This is a genomic window from Pseudoalteromonas amylolytica (assembly GCF_001854605.1).
Lineage (GTDB): Bacteria > Pseudomonadota > Gammaproteobacteria > Enterobacterales > Alteromonadaceae > Pseudoalteromonas > Pseudoalteromonas amylolytica.
In genome coordinates, this window is record NZ_MKJU01000027.1 from 192441 (window position 1) to 205213 (window position 12773).

At 43.0% G+C, this 12773-nt stretch carries 15 protein-coding genes; 8 read left to right on the forward strand and 7 right to left on the reverse strand.

Annotated elements, in window-relative coordinates; translation table 11 throughout:
- Positions 1–69: 69 nt before the first annotated feature.
- A complete protein-coding gene (locus BET10_RS12890; RefSeq protein ID WP_240503698.1) occupies positions 70–885 on the forward strand; it encodes a substrate-binding periplasmic protein in 816 nt (271 codons plus the stop codon).
- Between the two features lie 103 nt (positions 886–988).
- Here BET10_RS12890 and BET10_RS12895 read toward each other — a convergent pair whose 3' ends face one another.
- The 3 genes from BET10_RS12895 to BET10_RS12905 all read right to left on the reverse strand — a co-directional run bounded on the left by BET10_RS12895 (position 989) and on the right by BET10_RS12905 (position 2544).
- The gene (locus BET10_RS12895; RefSeq protein WP_070985994.1) at positions 989–1528 is read right to left on the reverse strand and encodes a hydrolase; all 540 of its coding nucleotides are present in this window, start codon (positions 1526–1528) and stop codon (positions 989–991) included.
- A gap of 47 nt (positions 1529–1575) precedes the next feature.
- The gene (locus BET10_RS12900; RefSeq protein ID WP_070985995.1) at positions 1576–2067 is read right to left on the reverse strand and encodes a winged helix-turn-helix domain-containing protein; all 492 of its coding nucleotides are present in this window, start codon (positions 2065–2067) and stop codon (positions 1576–1578) included.
- A 201-nt stretch (positions 2068–2268) separates the two neighbouring features.
- Positions 2269–2544, reverse strand: coding sequence for an Rdx family protein (locus BET10_RS12905; protein ID WP_070985996.1), 276 nt, complete (start codon positions 2542–2544; stop codon positions 2269–2271).
- Positions 2545–2688: 144 nt separating this feature from the next.
- Here BET10_RS12905 and BET10_RS12910 point away from each other — a divergent pair, with 144 nt between their 5' ends.
- Positions 2689–3198, forward strand: a complete 510-nt coding sequence (locus tag BET10_RS12910; protein ID WP_070985997.1) for a DUF2141 domain-containing protein — start codon at positions 2689–2691, stop codon at positions 3196–3198.
- A gap of 337 nt (positions 3199–3535) precedes the next feature.
- Complete coding sequence (locus BET10_RS21500) at positions 3536–3709, forward strand: hypothetical protein (protein WP_170829151.1); 174 nt, start codon at positions 3536–3538, stop codon at positions 3707–3709.
- Between the two features lie 98 nt (positions 3710–3807).
- Here the strand turns inward: BET10_RS21500 and BET10_RS12915 are convergent, their stop codons facing one another.
- Positions 3808–4437 carry an arylesterase gene (locus BET10_RS12915; protein WP_070985998.1) on the reverse strand — a complete coding sequence of 210 codons (630 nt, stop codon included), beginning with the start codon at positions 4435–4437 and terminating at the stop codon, positions 3808–3810.
- Here BET10_RS12915 and BET10_RS12920 point away from each other — a divergent pair.
- From BET10_RS12920 to BET10_RS12935, 4 genes are all read left to right on the forward strand, one after another.
- Positions 4436–5149 carry an ABC transporter ATP-binding protein gene (locus BET10_RS12920; protein ID WP_070985999.1) on the forward strand — a complete coding sequence of 238 codons (714 nt, stop codon included), beginning with the start codon at positions 4436–4438 and terminating at the stop codon, positions 5147–5149. The two genes, BET10_RS12915 and BET10_RS12920, sit on opposite strands and share 2 nt — an antisense overlap.
- A complete protein-coding gene (locus tag BET10_RS12925; RefSeq protein WP_070986000.1) occupies positions 5139–7655 on the forward strand; it encodes an ABC transporter permease in 2517 nt (838 codons plus the stop codon). The genes BET10_RS12920 and BET10_RS12925 overlap by 11 nt, the downstream gene beginning before the upstream one ends.
- 224 nt (positions 7656–7879) lie before the next feature.
- A complete protein-coding gene (locus tag BET10_RS12930; RefSeq protein WP_070986001.1) occupies positions 7880–9073 on the forward strand; it encodes a porin in 1194 nt (397 codons plus the stop codon).
- A 10-nt stretch (positions 9074–9083) separates the two neighbouring features.
- On the forward strand, positions 9084–9491 hold the full coding sequence (locus tag BET10_RS12935; RefSeq protein WP_070986002.1) for a type 2 periplasmic-binding domain-containing protein: 408 nt from the start codon (positions 9084–9086) through the stop codon (positions 9489–9491).
- A gap of 53 nt (positions 9492–9544) precedes the next feature.
- Here BET10_RS12935 and BET10_RS12940 read toward each other — a convergent pair whose 3' ends face one another.
- Positions 9545–10738: a cellulase family glycosylhydrolase gene (locus BET10_RS12940; protein ID WP_083330538.1), complete on the reverse strand. Its 1194-nt coding sequence runs from the start codon at positions 10736–10738 to the stop codon at positions 9545–9547.
- Between the two features lie 213 nt (positions 10739–10951).
- Here BET10_RS12940 and BET10_RS12945 point away from each other — a divergent pair, with 213 nt between their 5' ends.
- On the forward strand, positions 10952–11299 hold the full coding sequence (locus BET10_RS12945) for a VOC family protein (RefSeq protein WP_070986003.1): 348 nt from the start codon (positions 10952–10954) through the stop codon (positions 11297–11299).
- Positions 11300–11365: 66 nt separating this feature from the next.
- Here BET10_RS12945 and BET10_RS12950 read toward each other — a convergent pair whose 3' ends face one another.
- Both BET10_RS12950 and BET10_RS12955 read right to left on the reverse strand, forming a co-directional pair.
- The gene (locus BET10_RS12950; protein WP_070986004.1) at positions 11366–12100 is read right to left on the reverse strand and encodes an oxygen-binding di-iron domain-containing protein; all 735 of its coding nucleotides are present in this window, start codon (positions 12098–12100) and stop codon (positions 11366–11368) included.
- On the reverse strand, positions 12097–12714 hold the full coding sequence (locus BET10_RS12955) for a chemotaxis protein (RefSeq protein WP_070986005.1): 618 nt from the start codon (positions 12712–12714) through the stop codon (positions 12097–12099). Before BET10_RS12955 ends, BET10_RS12950 begins: the two co-directional genes overlap by 4 nt.
- Between the last annotated feature and the right edge of the window lie 59 nt (positions 12715–12773).

Here is a 12773-nt window from a genome sequence, read left to right on the forward strand (position 1 = left end):
GAGTTGTCCAGATACAGAGTCACAGCGGCACATGTGTGGCATGTTCATAATACAACCTAGAAGATATTTATGATTGCAGGGTATCAGAATAAATTACCACCACTTATTCACATCAGTATGACACTGCTGTTGTGTATGTTTATCACGTTGAAAAGTCATGCAAACCCTCAATATCGTGTCACGATTTTAGTGGACGAGAGCTATCCTCCATATACTTATTACAGCAATGGAGAATTAAAAGGTATTTATGTTGATTTAGTAAAACAAGCTGCGCGACTGATTGACGACAAATACTTGGTGGAACTACATCCGGTGCCTTGGAAAAGGGGGGTTTCAGCATTACAAAATGGTGAAGCGTTTGCGTTGATGCCTCCATATGTTCACATCAAACGCCGGCCCTTTATTTGGCCTTACTCAGTACCGCTACTGGAAGAAGTTATTGTTGCATTTTGTAATCAAGGCTTTTCACTCAAGCGGATAGACTCTGAAGACACGACTGCTTCCCCTATCAACGTTGGGCTGAATGCGGGCTATATGATACTTGATGATGTGCTCAGACAAGCTCACAAGCAAAGCAAGATCCACCTTTGGGAAAATAAAGATACGTTCTCGAACGTGATGAAGTTAGCTAAAAAGCGTATTGATTGTTACGTTAACGATAGGCTTTCTACGTTATTAGGATTAAGAAATCTTAAACGTATTCATCCGGAATTAGACTTGAGTAATATTGTAGAAGATCGTGTTATTTTGAGGCGAACTGCGCATATTGGCTATGTTAAAGACGCCACCGATAGGTATCCATACAAGCATGATTTTATAGAAAAAATGGATGAAGCTTTGCAAACCGTTCTAGCCACTCAGGCAATTGAACTGAGCGACCAATAAACCTATTTTCCCTTCACATAAAAAGTAAAAAAGCGAACTAATGCATATGCAGTCAATGTTCTATCGCGAACACTCTGATAGTGTGATTGTCGCGTTGGGCACGCTATTTTATCAATTGCAATATGGTTCTGAATTTAGGGTGATTGGCATCGGCGAGTAACTCATACAAGAGCATTTCTACATTACTCAGTTGTGCACCACAGTGTGTAAGCTTTTGTATGGCGAGCTGCTTGTGCTGCACGTTTCTAGACGCAATTGCATCCGTTATCAATGTAACGTCAAAATTATTATCCAATAGACTCATTGCCGTTTGGTAAACGCAAATATGTGCTTCTATGCCACAAATAAGCCAGTGACGCCTCTGTTCATTGGCCAGCCTTGTCTGAAACGCTTGATTGAGGAAGCCACTAAAAGTGGTTTTTGTAATGACTTGCTCATCGCAAAGTAACGTTTCCAGCTCAGGCACGGTGTGGCCTAATTTCTCGGGCGTTTGTTCAAGCCAGATGATTGGTAAATCAAGGGCCTTAGCACCTTGTATGAGTGCACTTATGTTGCGTAAAGTTTGCTCGCTGTTATCAATGATTCTGGCAAGCTTACCTTGTACGTCAATTACGACTAGCCCACAGTCTGAATCTTTGAGCATAATATTTTGCTAAATCCAGAGCTTGCGGACGTGGTGGCTGTAAGAGATCATATAAAAAAGTAAGCACCAGCGAGTAAGCCAAGCAAGGTTGCAGCCGCCAGAGGCCACGCAGGCTTTGGCGTGTCAGTGGCGATGTTATCTTCAGGTGCTGACGGTATTGAGAGATCTTCGTTATTGTCATTGTTTGCAGCTTGCTTGGGAGTCTCAACTTGAGGTGAAGTTGCGGAGGGGACTTCATCGTCAGTCACTTCGGTGAGAGGTAATTGCCATTGATAGCCCTTGCGAGAAAAAGTCTTTATTGCATCATCACCAAACAGTGCTCTTAAGTGGCCAATGCTCTGAAAAACAACCTGGTTCGTGACCTCACGCCCTGGCCACACGGCTTCGAGTATTTCATCTTTGCTGTGAATATGTTCAGCATTGGTAAGTAGTAGAGCCAGCAATTTGGCAGGTTTTTCATTTAGCGAGAATACTTTACCATTGTTGGTTAAAACTAAAGCTTCGCAGTCAAATTCAAAATGGCTAAAACGGAATTTCATTTTTGTTATTGATCCAGTTTGTATGGATGTACCTATTTTATGATGATTTATAACAGCATATTGAGAACATTGCAAAACAACGTCGAATGCATGTTATTTGTTAAGGTTAACCTTATGTTATTAATACTCAGTTTCAAAGGTTTTATTTAAATTAACTAAATGTTGATTAATAATCAATCAAAATGCGTTTGATTTAATCGTCTAATTATCAATATGGCCAAGGTTTCTGGCTGGATCTAACTTATCTCTGACTCTGCGCTTTAATATTTTAGCTTCTGGAAAGCCGCCGTCTTGCTCTCTACACCAGATCAGTTCGTGATTATAGTAAATCTGAAATACGCCTTTTGATGCTGGCGAAATTGCGACTTCTTGCAGTTCATCAGAAAATGTTGAAAGTAATTCTTGGGCAAGCCAGCCGCTTCGTAATAACCACTGACATAGCACACAGTAATGTATAGTAATACGAGGTTTAGTCATTCAAAATTGCCTTATAAATATTGAAAGTCATGATGGTAAAGCAGTGATACGCACTACATTTTTTTACAAAAATACCTTGCCTTAATCATATTTATCAAGGTGTAGAGCTGCTAATTTAATCACTCAAACTATAAGGAGATAAGCATGAAAAATATATTAATGATTATAGCTGCTATTGTTTTGAGCGGTTGTCAATCAACCAGTAAACTGAGCATAAACCCAACGCCAGGGGACGCAACTAGGCTGATTGTAAATATAAGCAATGTAACGAGTGAAGAAGGACAGCTGCTGGTAATGATCCACGACAACAGCGCTGATTACCATGCAGATCTAAACATTAATGACCCTAAAGCACAGCATTTTTTAAAAAAAGTAGTTGCGCCAGTTGCACCAAATACGGTCGTTGTGTTTGAGAATATACCTGCGGGTAAGTACGCCATTAATGTGATCCATGATAAAGACGCAGACGGTGAACTTGATCGAATGATATTTCCGTTTTTAGGTATGCCCAGTGAGCCGTATGCGTTATCTAACAATATCTATGACCATTTTAGTAAGGGAGACTTTGATGACGCTCTGGTGGAATTACAGGCACCAAGCAGTCAAATTGATCTAACTCTAGGCACACATCTGTCGAAGGTGACAGGTTTATAAAGCCAGTTATTTGGATACCATAGCAGGCAATATTGTTGGAATTTTAAAAAATAACAAAAATTGCTTGCTTTTTATTTGGGTTCGGTGGTAGATTTCTTCCCTTGGGCCAACGCTACCTATGCGTGCGGTCAGTTTATAATGTCCTTTCTTACCCTGATCCAGTAAGCCAGCATTAAAAAATCAAAAGCTGAATTATTGTACGGCGACCACTTAGCCAGAATATCCTCGTGGCTGGACCGAGCCTTTTTAGGCGTTAATCGATGGGAATATCGTCAACACTGTAGTGAAGCTTATTTAATTAATTTGTCGATTTTCGACATAAATTTGTGAGTTTTCTATGTCATATGAATATAACGGATCTGTGATCCAAATTGCACAGCCTGTGCTGTCAATCTCAGTAAATAAAAGTAATGTTATCTTTGCCGATAAAATGGGTATGAGAAATACCCGTTTTGCCTCACCAAGTGATGCAAGAAGCTTTATTAAATGGCTGACTAAAACGTCAGCTTAATCATACTGAGTGGTGTCTGCTCTAGCGTTTAAACATGGCGAACAGTCAGCTTTTAGCGACCAGAGCTAGACACCTAACAATTTTCTTTACTTCCTTAGCTATTTCTTGGTGTGCTTCAGCCAAGCAGTGATTTCCTTGTCCATAAAGTCTCTGATAATGGGTTGAGCTTTTGCGTTAGGGTGCAAGTTATCATCCTGCATCAGCGTTGGATCTACGGCCACAGGTTCCATAAAATAGGGCATCAAGTATGCGTCTGTGCTGTCAGCTACCTTTTTGTAACTGTCGGTGAACATCGTGGTGTATCTAGGTCCTAAATTAGGCGGGATCTGAATTTCCATTAACGCCACATGCGCGCCCGCTTGCTGACTTTTTGTGACTAATTCTTTTAGGTGTTTTTGCAATAACTTTATTGGAAAGCCACGAATACCATCATTACCGCCCAGCTCTATGAGTACGTGACTCGGTTGATGTGCTGCCAGCCAAGCGTCAATCTTAAGTAGCGCGTTGTCTGTGGTTTGTCCGCTAATCGCCGTATTAATAATTTCGATCGGTTTTTTCTGAGCAACGTATTTATTTTGTAACAAATTAACCCAAGCTTGTGCTTGTTCAAGTCCGTAGCCTGCGCTTAAGCTATCACCAATTATCATAATTTTATCTTTTGCGAAGCTGCTGAACGGTTGCACAGTCAGCAAGAAAACTACAAAGAACTTTAGGAAAAAACGTGTCATGTCAGTATTTTCTCAGTTAAATATTATTAATGTCTCGGGGCTTACCAAGCGTGTAAACACCTTTGAGGGCGAGCTCACTATCCTCAGTGATATCAATTTTGCTGTCAAGTCGGGGGAGTCAGTTGCGATTGTGGGCGCTTCAGGGTCAGGTAAGTCAACATTATTGAGTTTGTTGGCTGGTCTAGATGTCGCGACGCAAGGTGAAATTATCTTAGATTCTGAGCCGTTAGGGGAGATGGACGAAGAGCAACGTGCTCAGTTACGAGCTGAGAAAGTCGGTTTCGTATTTCAGTCATTTATGCTGGTACAAAGCTTAACGGCACTTGAGAATGTAATGTTACCAGCTGAGCTTGCAGGTGACAAAAATGCCAAACAGCAAGCCATCGACTTGTTAGAAAAAGTAGGTTTGTCTCATCGCTTAGAGCACTATCCTTCTCAGCTATCAGGCGGGGAGCAGCAGCGAGTGGCTATCGCTCGTGCATTTATTGGCACGCCTAAGATTTTGTTTGCGGACGAACCCTCAGCTAACCTCGACAGCAAAAATGGCCACATGATAGAAAAACTTCTGTTTGATTTAAACAAACAAAATGGCACCACTTTGGTACTGGTAACCCATGATGAACAGCTTGCTCATCAATGCGACCGAATCATCCATATTGAGGGCGGAAAACTCGAAACGATTCGTGAAGGAGAGGCTGCCAATGTGGGTTAAATTAGCATTAAAACTATTTTCAAGAGAGTTTCAACGGGGTGAGCTGTCGATTATTTTCGCAGCGATCGCACTTGCTGTGTTGACGGTGTTCAGCTTGTCTTCGGTGACTGAACGTATCGGTTTGAATATAGAGCAAAAAACCAGTGACTTTATCGCCGCAGATCGCCGTTTATCGAGCAATCATGCCATCAGCCCTGAAATTTTAGAACACGGTAAAGCGCTTGGGCTGCAAACCGCAAAGATGATATATTTTGATTCTATGCTATTTGCCAATGACGAACTGGTTCTAGGCTCAGTCAAAGCGGTGTCCAACACATATCCTTTGCGCGGAGAGGTAACACTGAAAGACAGCTTGGATGGACAGCCGTACGAGATTCGTGGCGCGCCAGAGGTAGGGCAGTTGTGGTTAAGCGAAGGGCTGTTTTATAGCTTGGGACTAAAAGTGGGTGACAGCGTGGAGCTCGGGGCTGGCAATTTTATCGTTGGCAAAGTATTGGTTAGCGAACCGGATGCACCCTTCTTTTCATTGGCGGGTAATCGCCGTGTGTTGCTCAATTATGAGGACATAGCCGCCACTGGTGCTGTGCAGCCTGGTAGTCGCGTATTTCATCGTTTGCTGTTTGCAGGTGAAGAGCAGCTGTTGAGTGAGTTTTATACATGGTTGAAACCGCAAATGAAGGCGAACCAAACGTGGCAAGGTGTTAAAGATAGGCAATCTCCATTGGGAGACAACCTCATGCGCGCTGAGCGGTTTTTATTGCTAGCGGGGCTGTTTGGTATCATGCTGGCAGCGGTGGCGATGGCTGTCTCAGCGAAGCGTTATTGTGAGCGCCAGTATGACCCTGTTGCTATGATGAAGACGTTGGGGGGCAGTCGTTCGGTTATTCGCAATATTTTCTTACTGCATTTGAGCTTAGTCACTGGCTTTTCTATTTTGGTTGGTTTGCTAATTGGCTTTGTTTTACAGCATATTGGCGCTGATTATCTAGCTAAATTTATGGACGCAGAATTACCTGCAGCGGGCTTTAGACCTTGGCTGATATCTATCTTTATTGGCATTGTGTGCGCACTGATGTTTTCGCTTAAGCCACTACTAGATTTATTCGACATTCCACCATTGCGAGTATTAAGGCGCAATCTTGGTGATCAGCTGACGTTAAGTCGTTTGCATGTTGGCCTGTCTTTGGTGACGATTTTCTTGCTAATGTGGATGTTTAGCGCGCAGTTGGTTACAACGCTAATCCTGTTTGGATCAACATTACTGGTCATAGCGGTGCTGTTTGCTTTGTCTCGACTCATTTTTAGTGCGGGTAGGAAGCTAGGTTTGAGTCCCGGTTCTAGCTGGTCTTTAGCGATAGCAACGCTACAAAAGCGCGCCAACGCTAATGCCATACAGCTAATTAGTTTTGCTTTAGCAATCAAACTAATGCTTTTCTTGGTGGTGCTTAAAAATGACATGATCTCAGACTGGCAGATGCAAGTGCCTGAGGACGCGCCAAACATGTTCCTCATCAATATTGCGCAGGACGAAGTTCAGCCACTGACATCATTTTTCGAGCAACACAACATCACCCATGAAGACTTTTATCCAGTGTTTAATGCGCGAGTTGACTCAATAAATGGTGAAGAGTTGGAGCGTAGGGTTTCTCAGCAAGAGGGAGAACAAGAGCAAAAAGATGAAAACGAACGCCGTGGCGTCAATCGCGAGCCGAATCTTACTTGGCTATCGCAGCTACCACAAGGCAATGAAATTACTGAAGGTGAATGGTTTAGCAACAATACAGTAGATGGCCGTATTGAAGTGTCTGTGTTTGAAGGTTGGAAAGAGCAGCTCGATTTGGAGCTCGGTGACACAGTTGGCTTTTTGGTTAATGAGCAGCGTTTTGAAGCTGTTGTCACTAGCTTTAGAAGTGTGGACTGGGGAAGTCTTAAACCAAATTTTGTGATGATCTTAAGCCCAAATATGGCAGGCCAGATACCAGTCACCTATTTTAGTGCTGCTAAGCTCGAAGATAAGCATACTAAAGCCATCAGCAGTATGCTCCAGCAATATCCGACGATCAGCATGATTGACATAAAAAGCCGTCTTGAACAGGCTCAGTCGATTATTGCTCAAGTATCTTTGGCGATTGGGTTTGTACTTGCGATTGTGTTGATAAGTGGAGCATTGGTATTGGTTTCTCAAGTTCAGGCAAGCCTTGCAGAACGAATGCAAGAAGTCGTTATTTTGCGCACTTTGGGTGCGAAAGGAAAATTGATAAAATTGGCGACTTTGTATGAATTCTTGCTATTAGGCGCAATTGCAGGGCTTGTCGCGGCTATCGTTAGCGATATTGCGCTGTTGATTATACAGCAGCAATTGTTTGATGTAGCTGGCAAAATGCACCCTTACATTTGGCTTCTGGGTCCGCTGAGCGGCGCTGGATTTGTATCCGTTATTGGTTATTTTATGGTTGCCAAAACAATGCGGCAAAATACCCAAGGGCTACTTCGAAAAATCGCCTGACGGTTCAAGCAATATTGCTCTTAATGTTAGCCAAAAAAGCCTTCACAGCTGTGAAGGCTTTTTAGTATGTGAAGTTACATATTTTCATATACCTGTTTTGATAACATATTAAAAAATATTCGTTTTTTAGCGTACTTAGCTGAGTAAATTAAGGTAAAAGCAAAATTCGCTTCTATACTCATGAAGATATTGATGTTTAACAACTTATCAATTGGGATGACACGATGAAAAAACGATTATTAGCTGTCGCTTTATGTTGTGCTATAAACGGTACCGCATACGGCGCAGACCTGCGCATCAATGGCTTTGCTTCAATAGTTGCAGGGTCTACCACCGACGATAACATGAGCGTATTCGGCTACGAAGATGAAATTTCATTCAGTAACGAGAGCATGTTTGCACTGCAAGTTTCGTCCGATTTAGGGGACGGAATTAGCGCCACTGCACAAATCGTGGCCCGAGGCCATGAGGATTACGATGCTGAATTTGAGTGGGCATATATATCATACGATATTAATGAGCACCTACGCCTGAGTGCGGGTAAAATGCGTTTACCCTTGTTTAGATACTCTGATTTTATAGAAGTAGGCTATGCGTATCGTTGGGTTCGCCCACCCACATCGGTCTATAGTTTCGCATCAACCACACCTACGGGGATGAGTTTGCTCTACACATCACAGCTGGGGCAGTGGGATTCATCGCTGCAATTTGTATATGGGCGCTATGAGGGGAAGGCCAACGCTATCACAGACAGTGATGACGCGACCCTCAATGACATTACTGGCTTTAATTGGACCATGTCTAAAGACTGGCTAACGTTACGTGCATCCTATGTGGTTGCTGAGACGAGCATCAGTCTAAATAACTCTGCGCCATTGGTCGCTTTGTCTGGTGCGTTGCAAAATTATGGTTTACAAGAACAGCTCAGCCAACTGGTGGTGGATAAAGACGATGGTTCGTTCTTAGGGCTAGGTTTTGCTATTGATTACAACAACTTCCTACTCGATGGTGAGTATACAGAAGTTGAAGTAGACAATAGTTTGTTGCCAGAGCAATCGCAATATTATGTGTCTGCAGGTTATCGACTTGATGATTGGACGCTACACGTTACTTATGAAGAAAACGATGATAAGCACCCAAATGGCCGCTTTAACCAAGTGCCAACGACAATCACGCTTGCAAATGGCGCTGTAGTACCCGTTTCGACGGATCCAAGTAACCCAAATGCCCCACTTATCCGAGACCTTATGAATGGCGCGTTGAATGCAACTCGTGTCAACACCAACACGGTGACCTTGGGGGCTCGTTATGATTTTCATCCTTCGGCTGCATTTAAAATTGACTGGAGTCGCTTGGATAATGACGTGACAAATCAAGATAACGATGTTATCGCGGTTGCAATTGACTTGGTGTTCTAGGGAGGCAAATATGAAAAAAACTATTGCAACTTGTGTATTGCTGGCTGCAAGTGCTCATTGTGCTGCCGAGATTTCAGTGATTGTGCACCCTAGCAACGGCAATGCACTTGATAAAGACAGTATCGCCAAAATCTACCTAGGCAAAGCCAAATCATTTAGTGATGGAACCAAGGTACAGGCAGTGGGATTAAGTAGCGGAAGTGTTGTCGATGAGTTCACCAGCAATGTACTTGGTAAATCAAGCAGTCAATATAAAGCCTATTGGTCAAAATTGATTTTTACGGGCAAGGGCACACCGCCCGAAGGGCTTGATAACGAGCAGGCAGTGCTGGATTTTGTTGCGCAAAACAGTGATGCCATTGGCTATGTTGATAGTGCCAAGGTTACCTCGGCGGTAAAAGTCGTTGGTAAATTTTAACGCAGTGAACACAGGCTAACAGCTAATAGCTGCTAGCCTGTACTCTTAACCGCCTAGTGTCCCTGCTTTATTTGCGCTTTTAGCCACACACCCGCCTCTTTTAATTGCTCGTCACCATAAAGTTCCTGTGCACATGAACCTACTTTAAATACGGCTCCAGAGCGCCAATCATCTGAATAGTTCCAGTTCGTCCAGCTAATATGCTTGCGGGCCATCAGATCAAGATAGGCTTGAGCGCTAACAAAGTCATTGTCACCCTCTCCTTTATAATTCTGGGTGCCCCACTCGGTGACAAATACGGGCAAAACATCAGATGCTTTATCCAGCATGTCACGGTGATAGTCTAAGTGCGATGCAGCATAAAAGTGAAAAGTGTACATGATGTTTTCAAATGGCAGCGGCTGTAGCAATACGTCGTTGAATGAACCTCCATCGGATGCACCGAATGTAGACCAGCCATGAGTGCCGACAAGCACTACCGCGTTAGGGTCAATTTCGCGAATGACGGGTATTAACTCAACGGCGTAGTCATAAATACGTTGCCAGTTGACGCCGTTGGGCTCGTTGGCGATATCATAAATGACATTGTCTCTTGCCTTGTTTGCGCTAACGATATCGCTAAAAAATTGTTTGGCATTGGCGAGGTTGAAATTCGGGTCTCCTGGGTTCAGTTGATGCCAGTCAACCAGTACGTACATGTCTAAATCGCTGGCCATGGCAATCAATTCATTCACCTGATTGGTAAATGCTTGAGGGTTGGTTTCATATCCCCCCTCTTGGACGTAGAGGCTCAGGCGTATGATGTCTGCTTGCCAATCCTGAGCTAGTACCTGAAGTGACTTTGCAGTTAAGCACTTATTCAAGCCATACCATTGCAGGCCATGGCTGCTCATACCCTTAAGTTGTACTGGTGTATTGTTTTTGTCACACAGCTTAGTGCCACATACACTTAATTTACCGTGACGGCTAAAGGGCCCTTCACTAACAGGTGGTGTGCTTTGACACGCGCCGAGCGTTTCCCAAGCACTGCTACTGCCAGGTTTGGAGTTGGTCCACCATTTAGCACGATAAAGTGTACCTAAGTGGTGCATCTTATCACCACTAATAGCATGGTCGTAAATACCAGCCCAATTACTTTGTGTCCAGTTAGGGTATTCGTTGATGCCATTACAATTATTAGCGTAACCATATGAATTAAAAAATGATAAATATATATAAGTGATAAGACTAAGTATCTTCTTGATCATGACGATCTCCTATTGTTAACATGTTGTATCACGTTAAAAGGTACGGTGCTGTGCTATTTTTAACCAATATACTTTGGTCTAATGCAGGAACAAGTCTTCCTCCGAGAGTTATACTAATGTATTGAATCACATAGTAATCATGAAAGAATTTGCGGGAGTGGAGCTATACTGAAATGCTCTTAATTCATGATACGTCGAAACAAGGAGAGGAATATGCAACATCATATAAATTATGTGGAGTTTGCTGCTCACGATTTAGCTGCAACGGAGCAGTTTTTTAGTCGCACTTTTGGTTGGTTATTCGAACATTATGGGCCAGATTACATTGCGTTCAGTAATTCTGGGCTTGAAGGTGGCTTTTATCGGGCTGAACTATCGGCAAGTGTCGCCAGTGGCAGTGTGCTGGTGGTTATCTACAGTAACCAGCTTGAACAAACACTGGAGCTTGTGCAACAAGCCGGTGGTTCTATCAGTAAGGATATATTCAGCTTCCCTGGGGGGCGTAGATTCCACTTTATTGAGCCCAGTGGGAATGAGTTAGCTGTGTGGTCTGATTGCTAGTAACTTACACAGCGCAAGTGTGATTTATTTAACCTCAGCCGCAAATTCGTTTATGTGCAACTGAGGTTATTTACACGCGCAACCAACATCCAAGCGTGAAAACCACTCTAAAAATTCTTGTACCGTCTCTCCTTTGAAAATACGGCCATGTTGCGGTGCCATGATATCGATTTCCAGTTCTTTAACGCGGGCTATCCAATTTTCTTTCGCACGGTTTGATGGCATCCAGCGACGATGAAAATACTCCATATGTTTAACATGGCTCGCAAAGTCTTCGACAAACATGGGCGGCTCACCCTTTTCAAGAGCTGCACCAATGTCACCGCTCATTAATATTTTTGCGGTCGGGTCGTAAACATTAAAGTTGCCGGAAGAATGTAAGTAATGGGCGGGTACAAATCGCAGTGTGGTTTTACCAATTTTTATTTCACCACCTTCGTCTTTAATTGGCTGATAGCTGATATTGTCCATACCGAAATGGCGAATAAAGCCCTCCCATAGCCAAGGGGCATGAAGCGTCGCTTGTGGTAAAGCTTTATCCCAAAGTCCTAGCGATGAAATAATGTCTGGATCTTGATGCGACGCAAACAAGGTTGTGACTTGCTCCAAAGAAACATGTTTGAGTATGCTTGCGAGCATGGGTGAGAATAGCTCGATGCCACCTGGATCTAAAATGATTGCTTCGTTAGCGCTTTTTATTAAATACTGATTGGTGTCGATGATATTATTTGGTTTGTTTGAGTCTCTACCAAGTACCAGCCAAATATGTGTAGCGCTGCTGTAGATTTCGGTTGCTTTCAACGTAATGCTCCTTTTAACTGGTTAATTTCTTTTAAATTATTATGAATAGCTGATTTTATTTTCTTTGCTGCCCCCGTGATAAAGTCAGATACTGACTGTAAGCTCTCACTAAACTCTCCGGCATTGGATGCTTCCACACGGCTTGTGACGGCAATATACTCGGCACTGCGCATTTGCTTTTTAATATCCTCAAAGTAGCTTTCTAGGTGGTCAATTACCGACTCCAGCTGTTTGATGGTTTGCATAAGCTCCCGATTTATTCCTCGCTGTAGGTGGTTAATTGCTTTACTTTGAGAGTGCTTTGCGCAGGCATTTAAGTGATGTTGAAAATCACTACACCTGACCACCGATAAGGCAATTGAAAACAACTGACTGGATAGTTGTGATATTTGTTTAGTTGTTTTGATGGTGAGATCAGAAAACTCGTCGATAAAGTTGGTGATAGGTTTAAAGCCAAAAGCAGAGTCACCGGCTCTGAGTGCGACAACTCTCGCATTTTTTGCCGTAAGAGAGAGATTCTTGGCTTCGGTTAAAATAGTATCTAAGTTTGCGATTATGTTTGCTACTCGTACAAAATTTCTAACAGCCTGGGCGGCTTCATCATTTTTGGTCATGGGTGAAACTCAACTGTTACGGTTTTATGAGCATAGATAAATTTTAGTCTTTCGCCCAA